Below are 15,724 nucleotides of genomic sequence, written 5' to 3'. Positions count from 1 at the left end.
GCCCGCGAGATGCCACTTGTGCACGCTTTTCACGGCGTGTCGCGTGCACAAGTGGCATCTCGCGGAGGGGGTCAGTAGTGCGGGGGGACGTCCTGGCGGAGGCGGGCGTCGTTCGGGCCCGTATCGGGGCGCAGGGCGGGCGCCTCGGGGTCGGGGACGACGGCGTCGTGCGGCGACGGGTCGGTGCCCGGCTTCGCGGGCAGGGTCGCCCGCCGGCCGCCGCGCGAGCGCCGGAGCGGTCGGTCGGCGCCGGCGGGCGCGGCGGCCCGGGAGTCCTCGGGCACGCTCAGTCGGCGGGCAGGGGCGTGATCGGCTGCGTCTCGTTCGACGCCGGGGCGGTGTCCTCGACGATCGGCGCGCCGGCGCCCACCGGCACCTCGATCGGACCGGTCGACGTCTCGTCCTGCGGGGCGCCGATCAGCCCGGCGACCCGCGCGGCCACGGCCTCGGGATCGGCGAACAGCTCGAAGTTGTGCACGCGGAGGTAGTGCCAGCCGAGGCGGCGCAGCAGCTCCGGGCGCAGCCGCAGCGAGACCCGGAGGCTCTGCGTGCTGACGTCGCGGTCGGTCTCGACGACGACGGCGCGGGTGCCGTGCGCCGCGACCAGTGCGAGCTTGCCCTTGTGCCCGATGTTCACGCGCAGTCCGCGGCGCTCGAGGCGCGCGGCCAGGTCGACCAGCATCGGCTCGGAGTAGTCGTCACGGTCGCTCGGCTGGACGCGGTCCTCCGCCTCCTGGAGCACCTGCGCGAGCGCGACCATGCCGTAGCGCATCCGCGACTCGTCGATGTCGCCGGGGCGGAAGCAGGAGACGATGTCCATCGACCGGCGGGCCCGGGTCATGCCGACGGCGAGCAGGCGCTCTCCGCCCGGCTCGGCCAGCGCACCGAAGTTGGAGAGCAGGCGGCCGTGCGGGGTCCGGCCGTAGCCGATCGAGAAGATCACCCGGTCGCGGCTCTGCGCCACCGACTGCTCGAGCGTCACCACCGCGAACGGCTCGGGCCGGTCGCCGAGGATGAAGTCGTTGAGGTCGGCGCGCTTCGCGAACGCGGTGAGCACGGCCTGCTGGACCCGGACGGCGTGCCGCGGGCTCGCGGTGATCACCATCAGCGACTCGCGCGGGCGGATGACCGCGTGCTCGAGCACCAGCTCGACCACCTTCGCGACCTCGGCGTCGACGGACTCGACCGCTCCGGAGTCGTTCTCCGGCATGCCGTGTCCGCTGGCGATGTAGTGGAAGCGGAGCGAGTCGTGCCCGAGGAACGAGCCGGCCCACGGCAGCGAGTCGATCCGGCCGCCGTAGAAGCGTCGGTTCACCAGCTCGGCGAGGTCCTCGCCGCCCGCGCGGTAGCTGCGGGTGAGCGTGACGGTGTTCAGCAGCTCGCCGAGGCGGGCCAGCGCCGACTGCGCGTGCAGGGCCTCGACGTCGGTGCGCGAGGCGGCGCTGCCGAACTCGACGGTCTCGTCGACCCGGAGCGAGAACGGCGTCGGCGTCTGCGTCACCGGGTCGCCGAACGCGACGACCTGCTTGGCGCGGCGGATCGCTCCGACGTTCTCGGCGAGGGTCGTGGCGCCGGCGTCGACGAGGAAGACCGCGTCGAAGGTGGTCTCGGTGCCGATGCGGTGCACCTCGTAGGGCGAGGCGAGCCAGGCCGGAGCGAGCACCCGCGACAGGTGCGGCGCGGCCTTCTGCAGCTCCTGCGGCGTGGTCGACGCCTCGGAGCGCAGCAGCGCGCGCAGGGCGTCGCGCTCGAGCTGCCAGTCGACGAGCCCGATCTTCCAGGTCTCCGAGAGCTTCCAGGCCAGCAGCTCGGCGCTGGAGGCGGCGTGCGCCTCGTCCACGAGCTTGAAGTCGGCCTCGAGGCGGTCGAGCACGCTGGTGTTGCCGCCGAGCAGGGCGCGCTCGTCGGTCAGCATGATCTCGAGCGCCGAGCGCCACCAGGCGAGGTCGAGCTCGATCGCGACCAACTCGGCCGGCACGTGGCGGCGCGAGAGGTCGGTCAGCAGCGGGTCCAGGCCCCACTCGCGCAGCGTCGAGAGCAGCGTCGTGCGCTCCTGCAGGTTGGCGAGCACCTCGCTGTCCTCGGCGAGCCCGGAGACCATCGAGACGAGCTCGGCGAGCGGCAGGGAGGCGAGCGGCGTGCTGCTGCCGCGACGGCCGAGCGGCTCGTCGAGCCGGCCGAGCTGGTCGGACACCTGCTGGAACGCGACCTGCACGTCGGCGACGCCGACCGGCACCTCGGGGACGGTGCCCGCGACGGCGTAGCGCTGCCAGAGCGTGCGCTGCTGCTGCACGCGCCGGAGCGACGCGTTGAGGTCGGTGACGTGCGCGCCGGGCCGCATGTACTCGCGGGCGAGCTTCTTCAGGCGGCGGCGGTTGGTCGAGGACATCTCGGCGGCCTCGCGGCGCGGCGAGGTGGCGACGATGAGGTCCTGGATCGAGCGGTCGAAGACGGCCGGCTGGAACTTGTCGAGCGTCTCGCGGACGTCCTGCAGCAGGCGCAGGTAGATGCCGAGCTCGGCGACCGACTCGAACGGGCGCATGCGCGTCTGCGCGATGACGTCCTGGGCGCGGTCTAGCAGGCGCGGCAGGTCGCGCAAGTGCAGGCGCTTGGCCAGCTCGTGCGCGGCCTCCGCGTCGGCGGTCGAGTCGAACTGCGCGCCGTACCAGGGCGAGTCGCCCGGTCCGTAGCGGAACTCGCCGAGCCGGGCCGACTCGATCAGCATCCGGGTCGCCTCGGGCCGGCTGTGCGCGAGGGCGGTGACGGCGCGGCGGTCGAGGCGGGCGGCGGTCGACGGGGGCGTGCGCAGCTGCGAGAGGCGCGCCAGCTCCTCGAGGGCCTGCAGCGCGGAGACGCCGAAGCTGGGGTCGCGGCGCGAGAGCGCGCCGCGGTAGTCGAGCAGCACCTTGCGCAGGCGCAGCAGAGCGTCGTCGATCTCGCTGACGGAGGGGCGCGCGGCCTTCTCGTTGCGGCCGATCGACTGGATCAGGTCGCGGCGGAGCGTGCGCGGGCTGACGGCGATGCCGCCGAGGCCGGCGGAGAGCAGTCGCTGGTGGATGCTGTCGAGGCTCGAGCGGCGGGCGCCGACGACGAGGACGCGCTTGTGCTGCGCGGCGAGCGCGCCGATCGCGTTGACGATCGTCTGCGTGCCGCCGGTGCCGGGGAGGGTCTTCACGACGAGCGAGTTGCCGGCCGCGATGTTCGCGATGACCTGCTCCTGCTCGGCGTCGGCGTCCAGGAGGAGGTTGTCGGTCGCCGGCGGACGCTCGTCCTGCGGGATGATCGACGCCACCTTCTGCGACTGCTGCAGCGCGCGCTTGGCGGCCGGGTTGCCGGCGACCGCGTCCAGGACGGGGTGCTCGAGCATCCGGGCGTCGCGGAGCATGTCGCCGGCGACGTCGGCGAAGCTCGACACCACCAGGCGCGGGTGCACGGCGAACCAGGGCAGGTGCGAGGTGAGTCCGCGGAGCTGGTCGATGACCGGCTGCGGCTTGAAGACGCCGCTCTGCACCGCGAGCTCGACGAACTGCTCGGGGTCGATCGTGATGCCGAACTGCTGCTTGAGCGCGCGGGCGAGCTGCGGGTTGAAGTAGGGCTGGCCCTTGAGCTTGAGCTCGAAGTCGCGGCCGTAGCGGCGGATCGCGAGCGGGCGCAGCAGGACGGGGGCGGTGAACTCCGTCTCGCCGGCGCGCCACTGGGCGAGGCCGATCGCGAGGTGCACGCCCTCGATGCCGCGGACCGAGCGCAGCTCGATCCCCTTGTCGGTGATGGCGGCGGCGGCGTTCTTCGCGGTGCGCAGCGCCAGCTCGTCGCGGATGAGGGAGGAGAGCAGGGTCGTCTTGCCCGAGATGAACGGCGGCAGCCCGCCCGGGTGCGTGGTGGACAGCTCGATGCGAGTGCGCGGGGAGTCGACGAAGTGCAGGAGCGGCGAGGGGCCGCCGACCTTGGCGAGCTCCTCCCGCCAGGACTGCCAGACCGGGTCGGCCGCATTGCCGCCCTGGTAGCCGGCCTCGCCGCTCGTCACCTGGACGGGCGTGGTGGCGTTGGAGGGGAGCTGGAGGGCGGACGCCTCGCGCGGGTCACCGGACTCGGGGGAGGTCGCCACCGGTCCGGCTCCTGGGAAATCGTCGACACGTTGCACACGGACACCCTAAGCCGGGGATCTGCGAAAGGCCGTAGCGACTCGGATCGGCCGGACGACCGAGGCGTCACCCGCGTCTGGGGGTCGTGCGGGTCGGTCAGGCCGCGGCGCGGGCGAGCCCCTCCTCGCCGGGTCGCGCTCCGCGATCGGGCCAGACGCCGAGCGGGGGCACGCTCTCGACCCGGCGCTCGCCGTCCACGACGACGACGCGGCTCTCGACGCGGTCGTGCCCGCCGGCGACGGCCACGGCGATCATGACGGCCTCGGCGTGGTCGCGGGTGAGGTGCCCGAACGCCGCGCGCAGGTCGACCGGGCGGCCGGTGGCGAGCGACAGCGCGATCCGGGCGACCGCCTCCTCGGAGAGGTCGAGCAGGTGCGCGCCGCGCTCGAGGACCGCCAGGTCGACCGCGGATCCCGCTGCGCTCTCACGGACCCAGGGCAGTCCCGGGCGGGCGCAGCCGGTGCGCAGGAGCAGCTCCTGCGCGAGGGCGACGGCGGGGGTCGCGGTGGACGGGACGGCGGGCGCGGCGGTCACGAGGCGGCTCCGGTCGGCGCGGACGTCCCGCGGCGGCTCGCCCGGCGGGCGGCGCGGACCGCCACCGACGTCACGGCCGTGAGGACGCAGATCAGCCCGACCAGCGCGGGGGCGAGCCAGCCGAGCACGCCCGCCCGCTCGACGGTGGGCCCGACGTACGACCACTGCGTGAGGCCGTGGACGAAGAGGGCGAAGAAGCCGAGGGCGACGCCGGTCAGCGCGGTGACGAGATCGGCCGGACGGAGGACCTCGTCGTCGTCGGAGAGGGCGGCGGGAGCGGGAGGCGCGGCGGCGGCCGGGTCGGTGGTCGGCAGCGCGAGGGTGCCGGTGGACGGAGTGGACATGGAACCGATGGAACCAGTCGGCGGCCGTCTCCGGCGTCCTCCGCTGGCATGATGGCGCGCGCCGTTCGGCTCACGTCGCGCGGCGCCGCCCGAGCGAGGACTGGAAGCGCAGGAGGTAGCCGTCGGGGTCGGTGACGAGGACCTGGCGGACGCCCGCCTCCTCCTCCCCCGCGCGGTACCAGCGGGTCTCGGACGGGGCGAACAGCGGCACTCCGGCGGCCTCGAGGGCCGTCGCGACCGCGTCCGCGTCGTCGACGCGGATCTGGAGGTTCGCGCCGCGGCCGAGCGGGCGCTCCAGCGGCGCGGTGATCCAGTCGCGGGTGCTGCCGATCCGGTCGAGCATGACGTGGGCGGTGCCGCGGACGAGGTACGCGAAGCCCTCCTCCGGTCGCGCGTAGCGGACCGCGAAGCCGCAGGGGCCGCACCAGAACGCGAGGCTGCGCTCGAGGTCCTCGACGAGGAGCTCGGGGACGAGGTCGGGCTCGGAGGCGGGGTCGGCGGCGGTCACGGCGCCATGCTGCCACGGACCCGCCACGGACCCGCCGCGGAAAGGCGGCCGGACTAGGGTCGACGGCATGGGGGCCGGGAGCACGGGGATCGGGGACGACGGGGATCACGAGCACGCCGCGCAGGCGACCGGTGAGCGACCGTTCGGAGAGCCGGAGCACGCGGACGCCCGTACGACGCACGACGGCCCCCCGCGCTTCCCCCTCAGCCTGGTGGTCGTCGTCCCGCTCGGGATGCTGGTGCTCGGCGGCCTCTTCGGGAGCGTCCTCGCCCTGAGCACTCCGTGGCTGCCGATGGCGCTGACGCGGGCGGGACTGCCCTACGCCGTGCTCGCGCTGATCGTCGCCGTCGCGCTCCGCCTCCGGGCCGTGCGGGCCGTGCGGGCGGACCGGTCGGAGCCGCTCGACCCGGTGATCGCCTCCGGCCGCAGCCTCTCCCAGCGGGCGACCCGGGCCACCGCCGCCACCCTGCTCGCGATCTGGCTGGTCGTCGCCACGGCGTTCGCGCTGCAGACCGAGCCGGGGCTCTTCGTCCTCGCCGGCGGGCCGGTGATCATCGGGGCGCTGCTGTCGATCGTCGCGAACGCGCCCCTGCTGTACTCCCCACGGATCGCCCGCTCCGAGGTCGCCGTGGTGCTCGCGCACGCGGACGGCCGGCGGCGGATCCTCGCGAACTGGATCCTCGCGCCGCTCTCCTGGTTCGCCTACGCGATCCCGGTGCAGGCGCTCGGGCTCTGGAGCGTCTAGCGCGCCTCGGCGGTCTCCGGCGCGGTCCTCGTGCGGCCCGGCAGCAGCAGCAGGCCCGAGACGCCGACGACGATCAGCAGGATCGCCGCGACGGTGACGAAGGCGGACAGCGCCAGCACCGGCATGATGACGGTGAGCAGGCCCGCGATCACCGAGGCGATGCCCGCGGCGATCGGCAGCCACACCGGGCCGGCGACGGTGCGGCCGCTGGTGATGCTCGAGACGCCGTCGAGGATCCAGCCCAGGCCGATCACGAGGCCGAGGATGCTCAGCGACTCGAACGGGTTCGACAGGCAGAGGATGCCGGCGACCAGGATCAGGGCGCCGAGCAGGCCCGCGAGCCAGCGAACCCGGTTCTGCAGGCGCGTGGCGGTGAAGGCCAGCAGGAGCCGGAAGACGCCGGCAGCGATCAGGTGGATGCCGAAGACGATCGCGACGGTGAGCAGGGTAGGGCCGGGGATCAGCACCGCGATCACGCCGAGGGCGATGGCGATCAGCGAGACGCCGATGATCCAGCTGCGCTCGACGGCGGTGCGGGAGAGGGCGGGAGAGGGAGTCGCGGCGGCGGCGTTCTCGGCCGTGTTCTCGGGCATGAGGGTCCTCTCGTCGGGGGCTGACCTCTCGAACGCTAGGGCACTTCCGCCCCGCGGCGAGCGGGACACGGGGGCGGTCGCGCTCAGCCCGTGCGCCCGCTACCCTGCGGTGCCGGCGGCCCGGGTCAGTGCCGGCGGCCGGCCCCGGTGCGGCGGGCGGCGCGGTGCCGGCGGATGCTGCGGACCACCAGCAGCAGCACGACCACGCCGATCGCGCCGTAGATGATCGCGTCGAGCACGCCCGCGTACTGGTCGACCAGCTCGTACTGGGTGCCGAGCGCCGCGCCGAGGCCGATCAGCAGGCCGTTCCAGACGCCGGAGCCGAGGATCGTCAGCCCCGAGAACAGCAGCAGGTTCATCCGCTCGGCACCCGCGGGCAGCGAGATCAGACTCCGGACTCCGGGGATGAGCCGGCCGAAGAGGACGGCCCAGGTGCCGTGGCGGCGGAACCAGCCGACGGCCTTCTCGAAGTCCTCGCGGTCGACCAGGGGCAGCTTGGACAGCAGGCGGATCGAGCGCTCGGTGCCGATGCGGTAGCCGAGCCAGTAGAGGATCAGGCCGCCGAGGTAGGCGCCGAAGGTCGCGGTGATCACGACGAGCACCAGGTTCATCCGCCCCTGCTGGGCCAGGAAGCCCGCCAGCGGCAGCACCAGCTCGCTCGGGATCGGCGGGAAGACCGTCTCGATCAGTGTCAGCAGACCGACACCGGCCTCGCCCAGCGCCGCGATCACGCGGGCGGCGACGCCGACGAGACCGGAGAGCTCGTCGATGCTGTCGGTGGAGGAGGCCGCCGTCACGGAGGCAGGGGCGAGGGCGAGGGTCGCGATCGTCATGACTGAGAAGCTACTCAGTCCCGGGGCTCCGCACCTGGGAGATCGGGGTCGGCGCCGGACCCCGCGTCAGGGGCTGCCCGTGCCGGGGTGAGGTCCGCGTCAGGGGCTGCCGGTGAGGACGACCTGCTCGGAGCCCTGCAGGCGCACCTCGACCGAGGCGATCTCGGCCAGCGGCAGACCGGTCGAGAGGCTCGGCTCCACCGTCGAGCCGGGCGTGCTCGTCCACGAGCCGATCGGCTCCGTGGAGCCGGCCGTGTCGGTCACGTACATGACGTAGCCGACGGACGCCGCGCCCCCGGTCGCCGCGCCGCTCTCCTCCCAGCTGCAGTCCATGTCGATCCGGGTGCCCCACGCCTCCGGGACGAAGCGGACCGACGCCTCGACCGGGACGCCGGGCGCCGCGGCGAGAGCCACCGTGTTCTCGACCACCGTGGGCGGGGTGCCGATCACGAGCGGGAGGGCGATCGCGGCGGCCGCGGAGACCCCGGCGGCGGCGAGCACGAGGCCGGCGATGCGGAAGCGGGTGCGGCGGCGGAGCGCGTCGGTCGCCCGGGCGAGGTGCGCGAGCAGGGCGGGCGGGGCGGACTCCTCGACGCGCTGCTCCGTCTCGAGCAGCGCGAGCGCGTCCTCCTGCGGCAGATGCGCGAGCAGGCCGGGGATCGCGACGAACTCGCCCAGCGCCTCGCGGCAGCCGGCGCAGCCCCGCAGGTGCTGCTCGTAGGCGCGGCGGTCGGCGGGCGAGAGTGCGCCGAGGAGGTACGCCGCGTCCCAGTCGCGGAAGGCGTCGTCGCGGGAGGCGTCGTCGCTCTGCTGCTCGGTGCTCACGGTTCGGTCACGCCTTTCTCCTGGAGGGCGAGCTTCAGCGCCCGCATCCCGTAGTGCATCCGCGACTTCACCGTTCCGGGCGCGATGCCCAGCAGCTCGGCGATCTCGCCGACCGTGCGCCCGCCGTAGTAGGCGTGCACGATCACCGCGCGGTGGTCGTGGCTGAGGGTGCCCAGCGCCTCCGAGAGCAGCCAGGCGTCGAGCACCTGGTCGGTCCGGTCGCCGTGCGCGCGCTCCGGCACCTCGTCGGTGCCGAACTCGCGGTTGTGCCGCGCGCTGCGGCGGTCGTCGATGACGATGTTGCGGGCGACGGTGTAGAGCCAGGAGCGGGCCGCGGCCTCGCCCTGGGCCAGGATCTCCGGGTGCTTCCAGGCGCGCAGCAGCGCCTCCTGCACCACGTCCTCCGCCAGCTGGCGGTCGCCCGTGAGCCGGAGGACGAACCGCCACAGCGCCGCCGAGTGCTCGTCGTGCAGGGCACGCAGCATCTCGGCCTGATCCTCGGACATCTCCACCTCTCCTCCTTCAACGTAGAGGGGCGGCGTCCGGTTCACTCCCGCCGCCGGTTCGCGCCGGGCGCCGCACTCTGGTACTCCGGAGCGGTGACCTTCCCCGATGCCGCCGACGCCGCCCGCGTCCGCACCTTCCTCCGCGACCAGCGCGCGCGCATCCTCGACGACGTCCGCCACCTCGTGATGATGGAGAGCCCGAGCGACTCCCTCGAGGCGCTCGACGAGTTGCACGCGTTCCTCGTGCACTGGGTCGGCGAGCGGCTCGGACACGCGGGCGAGCTCGAGCACCTCCGCGAGCAGGACTGCCCGAGCGCGTCGAGCTGGACCTTCCCGGGCAGCGCCCCGGGGCGCGGACCGCGCGGGTCCCGCCCGTTCGTGGCGCTGGTGGGGCACTACGACACCGTCTGGCCGCTCGGCACGACCCGCGGCTGGCCGTTCGCGATCGACGGCGACCGCCTCAGCGGCCCGGGCAGCTACGACATGAAGGTCGGCCTCGTGCAGATGGTCTGGCTCGTGCTCGCGCTGCGGCACGCCCGCCTGGCGCACCCGGCCGTCCGCCTGGTGATGAACGGCGACGAGGAGGTCGGCAGCCTCACCTCGCGGAGCTTCCTCGAGCACCAGAGCCGCGGGGCGGAGGCGGCGCTCGTCTTCGAGGGGGCGATCGGCACCGCGGTGAAGACGGCGCGCAAAGGCATCGGCAACTTCGTGGTGGACGTCGTCGGAGTCGAGGCGCACGCGGGCGTCGAGCCCGAGAAGGGGGCCAGCGCGATCCACGAGCTCGGCGCGCTGATCCCTCGCGTGCTCGGGATCGCCCGGCCGGAGGCGGGGACGACCGTCAACATCGGCGTGGTGAAGGGCGGCAACCGGGTGAACGTGACGACCGCGAAGGTGCGGCTCGAGCTCGAGGTGCGGATCCGCGGCGCGGCCGAGGCGGCGCGGGTGGAGGCCGAGATGAACGCGCTCGAGGCGTCGGACCCGCGGATCCGGATCGAGGTCCGCGGGTCGTGGCAGCGGCCCGTCTTCGAGCGGACGGCCGCCGTCGGCGCGCTCTACCGCCGGGCCGAGCGGGTGGCGAAGACGATGGACCTGCCGCTGACCGAGACGGCGGTGGGCGGCGCCAGCGACGGCAATCTGATCGCCGCGCTCGGGATCCCCGTGCTCGACGGGCTCGGCGCCCCTGGCGAGGGCGCGCACGCCCGGGGAGAATCGGTGAGCATCGAGGGGATGCTCGAGCGGACCGCGCTCGCGGCGCTGCTCGTGGCGAGCTTCGCCGCGGAGGGAGACTGAGATGGTCCTGTACGAGTCGCGCCCGGTCGGCGTCGTGATCGACGCGCCGGCGGACGAGGTGTACTCCTTCGTGGTCGATCCCTCGAACCTGTCGCTCTGGGCGGCGGGGCTGGCGCGGGCCTCCGTCGAGGAGGTGGACGGCCACTGGTTCGCCGATTCGCCGATGGGCCGGGTCGAGATCGTCTTCGCGCCGCGGAACCCCTACGGCGTGGCGGATCACCGGGTGATCACCGAGGGCGGCCGGGTCTTCGACAACCCGCTCCGGATCCTCGCCAACGGCGACGGCGCCGAGATCGCCTTCACCGTCCGCCGGTACGACGGCATGACGCTCGAGCAGTGGGACGAGGACTGCGACCGGGTCGCGGCGGACCTCGAGACGCTGCGGGGGCTGATGGAGCGCGCGGAGGACTGAGCGGGCGCGGCCGCGGGTCTCCTCCCCAGGAGCGGACCTCGCGGAGTCGTCCACCGGTCTTCCGGCCCGCCGCGATCGGGCGCCGATCCTGCACTACATTCGACAGGATCCGGCGTTCGCCCGGGCCTTCCGCGCGACAACGAGGGATGTCATGACCTCTCCCGAACCGACCACCCGCCCCGCCGGCGGCATCGAGCTCAACGGTCTCGACACCATCCAGGAGTCGGAGCGGCACGGCCGCCCGCGCGACCTGTTCTGGCCGTGGTTCGCGGCCAACGTCTCGGTGCTGGGGCTGAGCTACGGCTCGTTCCTGCTCGGCTTCGGCCTGTCCTTCTGGCAGGCGACCGCGGTCGCCGTGATCGGGATCGTCGTCTCCTTCCTCTTCTGCGGCTTCGTCGCGGTCGCCGGCAAGCGCGGCTCGGCCCCGACGATGGTGCTCAGCCGCGCCTCCTTCGGCGTCGACGGCAACCGCCTGATCGCGGTGATCTCCTGGCTGCTCACGGTGGGCTGGGAGACGGTGCTCGCCTCCCTCGCCGTGCTGGCGACGGCGACCGTCTTCGAGGAGTTCGGCTGGGACGGCGGCGTGCTGACCAAGGTCGTCGCGCTGATCGTCGTCGCGGCGCTGATCGTCATCGCGGGGATCGCCGGCTTCCGGCTGATCATGCGGCTCCAGCTCGCGATCACGATCGCGACCGCCGTGCTGACCGTCGTCTACGTCGTGCTCGTGCTCGACCGCATCGACCTCGCCGCCGTCGGCAGCCTGCCCGCGGGCTCGGCCGGAGCCGTGATCGGCGGACTCGTCTTCATGATGACCGGCTTCGGGCTGGGCTGGGTGAACGCGGCGGCCGACTACTCGCGCTACCTCCCGCGCACCGCCGGCACCGCCGGGGTCATCGGCTGGACCACGATCGGCGGCGCCGTCGCGCCCGTCGTGCTCGTGGTGGTCGGGCTGCTGCTCGCCGCCTCCTCGACGGAGCTGTCCGACGCGATCGCGGCCGACCCGATCGGCGCGCTCGCGAGCATCCTGCCGACCTGGTTCCTGCTCCCCTTCATCGTCGTGGCCCTGCTGGGGCTGATCGGCGGTGCGGTGATGGACATCTACTCCTCGGGCCTCGCGCTGCTCAGCACCGGCCTCAAGGTGTCCCGGCCGGTGGCAGCCGGCATCGACGGCGTGCTGATGGTGCTCGGCGCGATCTACGTCGTCTTCGTCGCGGGCGACTTCCTCGGCCCTTTCCAGGGCTTCCTCATCACCCTCGGCGTGCCGATCGCGGGCTGGCTCGGCGTGTTCCTGGCCGACCTGCTCCTCCGCCGCCGCGACTACGACCAGGAGGCGCTCTACACCTCGCGGGGCCGCTACGGCAGCGTCTCGCTCGCACCGGTGCTGCTCGTGGTGATCGGCGCCGTGATCGGCTGGGGCCTCGTCGTCAACTACTCCCCCGGCTTCGAGTGGGAGGGCTACCTGCTCGGCCCGATCGGCGGGCGCGACGGCGAGTGGGCCGGGGCGAACCTCGGCGTGCTGGTCGCCCTCGTGATCGGCTTCGCCGGCACGCTGGTCCTCTCGCGGTCCGCGGTGCGACGCCAGGAGGCCGACGCGTGAGCCTGCTCGTCGCGATCGACCTGCAGCACGTCTTCGCCGACGAGGGCTCGCCGTGGGCGTCGAAGGAGTTCGACCGTGCGGCGGAGGGGACGACCCGGCTGCTCCCGCACTTCGGCGAGCGGGTGGTCACCACCCGCTTCGTCGCCCCGGCCGAGCCCCGCGGCGCCTGGATCCCCTACTACCGGGACTGGCCGTTCGCGCTCGTCCCGGACGAGGATCCGCTCTACGCGCTGGTCCCCGGCTTCGAGGGGCACCGCACGATCACCGCGCCGACGTTCGGCAAGTGGGGCCCCGAGCTCGAGGCGCTGCTCGACGACTCCCGCTCGATGGTGCTGACCGGGGTCTCGACCGACTGCTGCGTGCTGGCGACGGCGCTCGCCGCGGCCGACGCGGGCGTCGCCGTGCGCGTGGTGACGGATGCCTGCGCGGGCGCCTCCGTGGCCGACCACACCCGCGCGCTCGACGCGATGGCGCTGTTCGGGCCGCTGATCACCCTGACCACGGTGGACGAGGTGCTGGCCGGACTCCCCGCCGGAATGTGACGAGGCGCGGGAGGTCTCGCGGCGGCGCCGCGCGGACCGGCATGATGGCGGGATGCCCTCCACCGACGTCCGCGACAGCGCGGCGCCCCGCATCCTGGTCATCGGCGAAGCCCTGATCGACATCGTCGAGCGCGACGGCGAGAGCACCGAGCACGTGGGCGGCTCGCCCGCGAACGTCGCGCTCACCCTCGCTCGCCTCGGCCGCGAGGCGACCCTCGTCACCGACATCGCCGACGACGAGCGCGGCCGGCGCATCGCCGAGCACCTGGGCGCCTCCGGCGTGACCGTGCTGCACGGCGACGCCGAGCGCACCTCGACCGCCCGGGCCCGCCTGCAGGCGGACGGCTCGGCCGAGTACGACTTCGACCTCTCCTGGAACCCGCCGGCCGCCGATCCCTCGAGCGCGACCCACGTGCACACCGGCTCGATCGCCGTCTACCTCGAGCCGGGCGGCTCCGCGATCGTCGAACTGCTCGAGGCGCTGCCGGCCGGCGTCACCGCGAGCGTGGACGCGAACATCCGCCCCGCGCTCGTCGGTGAGCACAACGACGCGCTGGCCCGCTTCGAGCGGGTCGCCGCGGCCTGCGAGATCGTCAAGCTCAGCGACGAGGACGCGGAGTGGCTCTACCCGACGATGCAGCTCGACGAGGTGCTGACCCGCCTGCTCGAGCTGGGCGCGCAGCTCGCCGTCGTGACCCGCGGCGGCGAGGGCCTGCTCCTCGCCTCCTCCGTCGCCCGGGCCACCGTCCCCGCCGCCCGCATCGTCGTCGCCGACACCATCGGCGCGGGCGACTCCGCCATGGGCGCGATCCTCGACGAGGCCTTCCGCCAGGGCCTCGGCGCCCCGAACGGCCTGCTCCTTGACGAGCCCTCGCTGCGCGCGATCGGCCACTGGGCCGCCCGCGTCGCCGGCATCACCACCTCCCGCTCCGGCGCGAACCCGCCGACCCGCGCGGAGCTGTAGAAGCCGCGCCGTCCCCGCCTGCCGGACACGGGGATCTACTGGGAAGAGACGCGCGCAGACATGCTGGTCGAGTAGTCCCGCAGGGGCGTGTCGAGACCCGCGGCATCAGCAGGGCGAGTCTGCAGACTCGGCCTCTGACGCTGGTGGATCTCGATACGCCCGCTGCGCGGGCTACTCGATCAGCATGTGGTCGCCCGCTCCGCGGGCTACTCGATCAGCATGTGGTCGCCCGCTCCGCGGGCTACTCGATCAGCAGGGGGACACCCGCTGCGCGGACCGGGCGATCAGCAGGAAGGCGGCCGTTGCAGCGGGATCGCCGACGGGTCGATACTGGGGCCCTCCTCGAGCGGAAGGCACCCCATGTCCACGAGTCTCAGCCCCTACATCGGCTTCCGCGACAACGCTCGCGAGGCGATGGAGTTCTACCACTCGGTCTTCGGCGGGGAGCTGGTGTCGAGCACCTTCGCGGACTTCCACGCGAGCGAGGATCCGGCCGAGCAGGACCTGCTCATGCACTCGCAGCTCACCACGCCGAGCGGGCTGATTCTGATGGCGTCCGACACCCCGGGCTCGATGACGTTCGAGGAGGGCGCGCGCATCACGGTCGCGCTCTTCGGCGACGACGACGCCGAGCTCGGCGGCTACTGGGACGGGCTCGCCGCCGGCGGCTCGGTCCAGGAGCCGCTGACCACGTCGCCCTGGGGCGACCGCTTCGGGATGCTGACCGACCGCTTCGGCGTGCACTGGATGGTCAACATCTCGGGCGCGTCCGCCTGAGCGTCCCGATCGCCGCCCGCGCGGGCGCAGAATGGAGGGACCGCCCGGTGTCCGGAGCGGTCCCCTCCCTCTGACGAAGGCGGCACTATGACGATCACGCTCGGGTACAAGGCATCGGCGGAGCAGTTCGGGGCGCGCGAGCTCGTGGAGCTGGCCGTCGGCGCCGAGCGGCACGGCTTCGAGAGCGCGGTGGTCTCCGACCACTTCCAGCCCTGGCGCCACACCGGCGGCCACGCGCCGTTCTCGCTCGCCTGGCTCGCCGCGGCCGGCGAGCGCACCTCGACCATCCGGCTCGGCACCTCGGTGATGACGCCGCACTACCGCTACAACCCCGCCGTCATCGCGCAGGCGTTCGGCACGCTCGGCGTGCTCTACCCGGACCGCATCATGCTCGGCGTGGGCACCGGCGAGGCGCTGAACGAGGTCGCGACCGGCTACCAGGGCGCCGGCGAGCAGAGCTGGCCCGACTTCAAGGAGCGCTTCGCCCGGCTGCGCGAGGCCGTGCGCCTCATGCGCGCCCTCTGGGCCGGCGACCGCGTCTCCTTCGACGGCGAGTACTACTCCACCCATGAGGCGTCCATCTACGACAAGCCCGAGAACGGCGTCCCCGTCTACATCGCCGCGGGCGGGCCCGTCGTCGCGAAGTACGCCGGCCGCGCGGGCGACGGCTTCATCTGCACCTCGGGCAAGGGCATGGAGCTCTACACCGAGAAGCTGCTCCCCGCGGTCGAGGAGGGCATCGCGGCGGGCGGGCGCGACTCCGCCGCGCTCGACCGGATGATCGAGATCAAGCTCTCCTACGACCCCGACCCGGCTCTCGCGCTCGAGAACACGCGCTTCTGGGCGCCGCTCTCGCTGACTCCCGAGCAGAAGCACTCGCTGACCGACCCGGTCGACATGGAGCGCGCCGCCGACGAGCTGCCGATCGAGCAGGTCGCCAAGCGCTGGATCGTCGGCTCGGACCCGGACGAGACGGTCGCCCAGATCAAGCCCTACGTCGACGCGGGCTTCAACCACCTCGTGTTCCACGCGCCGGGCGACGACCAGCAGCGCTTCTTCGACGCGTTCGAGCGCGACCTCGCGCCGCGTCTGCGCGCCCTCTGATTCCGTCG

Annotated in this window: 17 protein-coding genes; 8 read left to right on the top strand and 9 right to left on the bottom strand. The window is 73.5% G+C overall.

Going from position 1 to position 15,724, the window contains the following annotated elements:
• Positions 1 to 71: 71 nt before the first annotated feature.
• From MT355_RS05195 to MT355_RS05175, 5 genes are all read right to left on the bottom strand, one after another.
• Positions 72 to 284, bottom strand: a complete 213-nt coding sequence (locus MT355_RS05195; RefSeq protein WP_123733856.1) for a hypothetical protein — start codon at positions 282 to 284, stop codon at positions 72 to 74.
• A gap of 2 nt (positions 285 to 286) precedes the next feature.
• A complete protein-coding gene (locus tag MT355_RS05190; protein WP_374204639.1) occupies positions 287 to 4,105 on the bottom strand; it encodes a DEAD/DEAH box helicase in 3,819 nt (1,272 codons plus the stop codon).
• A gap of 133 nt (positions 4,106 to 4,238) precedes the next feature.
• Entirely contained in the window at positions 4,239 to 4,676 is a 438-nt protein-coding gene (locus MT355_RS05185) for a hypothetical protein (RefSeq protein WP_164874404.1), read from the bottom strand.
• The gene (locus MT355_RS05180) at positions 4,673 to 5,020 is read right to left on the bottom strand and encodes a hypothetical protein (protein ID WP_243598786.1); all 348 of its coding nucleotides are present in this window, start codon (positions 5,018 to 5,020) and stop codon (positions 4,673 to 4,675) included. Before MT355_RS05180 ends, MT355_RS05185 begins: the two co-directional genes overlap by 4 nt.
• A gap of 70 nt (positions 5,021 to 5,090) precedes the next feature.
• Positions 5,091 to 5,528: a VOC family protein gene (locus tag MT355_RS05175; protein ID WP_243598785.1), complete on the bottom strand. Its 438-nt coding sequence runs from the start codon at positions 5,526 to 5,528 to the stop codon at positions 5,091 to 5,093.
• A gap of 67 nt (positions 5,529 to 5,595) precedes the next feature.
• Between MT355_RS05175 and MT355_RS05170 the strand changes: the two genes are divergently transcribed.
• The gene (locus tag MT355_RS05170) at positions 5,596 to 6,273 is read left to right on the top strand and encodes a hypothetical protein (protein WP_243598784.1); all 678 of its coding nucleotides are present in this window, start codon (positions 5,596 to 5,598) and stop codon (positions 6,271 to 6,273) included.
• Here MT355_RS05170 and MT355_RS05165 read toward each other — a convergent pair.
• The 4 genes from MT355_RS05165 to MT355_RS05150 all read right to left on the bottom strand — a co-directional run bounded on the left by MT355_RS05165 (position 6,270) and on the right by MT355_RS05150 (position 9,030).
• Positions 6,270 to 6,866 (bottom strand): HdeD family acid-resistance protein, encoded by a 597-nt coding sequence (locus tag MT355_RS05165; RefSeq protein WP_123735153.1) that lies wholly within the window; start codon positions 6,864 to 6,866, stop codon positions 6,270 to 6,272. The genes MT355_RS05170 and MT355_RS05165 overlap by 4 nt on opposite strands.
• A gap of 125 nt (positions 6,867 to 6,991) precedes the next feature.
• Positions 6,992 to 7,699 (bottom strand): DedA family protein, encoded by a 708-nt coding sequence (locus MT355_RS05160; RefSeq protein WP_243598783.1) that lies wholly within the window; start codon positions 7,697 to 7,699, stop codon positions 6,992 to 6,994.
• Positions 7,700 to 7,798: 99 nt separating this feature from the next.
• Entirely contained in the window at positions 7,799 to 8,524 is a 726-nt protein-coding gene (locus tag MT355_RS05155; RefSeq protein ID WP_243598782.1) for an anti-sigma factor, read from the bottom strand.
• Positions 8,521 to 9,030: a sigma-70 family RNA polymerase sigma factor gene (locus MT355_RS05150; protein WP_132435921.1), complete on the bottom strand. Its 510-nt coding sequence runs from the start codon at positions 9,028 to 9,030 to the stop codon at positions 8,521 to 8,523. Before MT355_RS05150 ends, MT355_RS05155 begins: the two co-directional genes overlap by 4 nt.
• 93 nt (positions 9,031 to 9,123) lie before the next feature.
• Here MT355_RS05150 and MT355_RS05145 point away from each other — a divergent pair, with 93 nt between their 5' ends.
• The 7 genes from MT355_RS05145 to fgd all read left to right on the top strand — a co-directional run bounded on the left by MT355_RS05145 (position 9,124) and on the right by fgd (position 15,716).
• On the top strand, positions 9,124 to 10,320 hold the full coding sequence (locus tag MT355_RS05145) for a M20/M25/M40 family metallo-hydrolase (protein ID WP_243598781.1): 1,197 nt from the start codon (positions 9,124 to 9,126) through the stop codon (positions 10,318 to 10,320).
• A 1-nt stretch (position 10,321) separates the two neighbouring features.
• Positions 10,322 to 10,732, top strand: coding sequence for an SRPBCC family protein (locus MT355_RS05140; protein ID WP_243598780.1), 411 nt, complete (start codon positions 10,322 to 10,324; stop codon positions 10,730 to 10,732).
• A 151-nt stretch (positions 10,733 to 10,883) separates the two neighbouring features.
• Complete coding sequence (locus tag MT355_RS05135) at positions 10,884 to 12,329, top strand: cytosine permease (protein WP_173250483.1); 1,446 nt, start codon at positions 10,884 to 10,886, stop codon at positions 12,327 to 12,329.
• Positions 12,326 to 12,871 carry a cysteine hydrolase family protein gene (locus MT355_RS05130; RefSeq protein ID WP_243598779.1) on the top strand — a complete coding sequence of 182 codons (546 nt, stop codon included), beginning with the start codon at positions 12,326 to 12,328 and terminating at the stop codon, positions 12,869 to 12,871. Before MT355_RS05135 ends, MT355_RS05130 begins: the two co-directional genes overlap by 4 nt.
• A 52-nt stretch (positions 12,872 to 12,923) precedes the next feature.
• On the top strand, positions 12,924 to 13,835 hold the full coding sequence (locus MT355_RS05125; RefSeq protein WP_243598778.1) for a carbohydrate kinase: 912 nt from the start codon (positions 12,924 to 12,926) through the stop codon (positions 13,833 to 13,835).
• Between the two features lie 360 nt (positions 13,836 to 14,195).
• Positions 14,196 to 14,612, top strand: coding sequence for a VOC family protein (locus MT355_RS05120; protein ID WP_243598777.1), 417 nt, complete (start codon positions 14,196 to 14,198; stop codon positions 14,610 to 14,612).
• An 87-nt stretch (positions 14,613 to 14,699) separates the two neighbouring features.
• Positions 14,700 to 15,716, top strand: a complete 1,017-nt coding sequence (gene fgd, locus MT355_RS05115; protein WP_123445218.1) for a glucose-6-phosphate dehydrogenase (coenzyme-F420) — start codon at positions 14,700 to 14,702, stop codon at positions 15,714 to 15,716.
• Positions 15,717 to 15,724 lie beyond the last annotated feature (8 nt).

This window comes from Rathayibacter sp. VKM Ac-2929 (assembly GCF_022815495.1).
Taxonomy (GTDB): domain Bacteria; phylum Actinomycetota; class Actinomycetes; order Actinomycetales; family Microbacteriaceae; genus Rathayibacter; species Rathayibacter festucae.
This window is presented reverse-complemented; position numbering and strand designations above follow the sequence as displayed.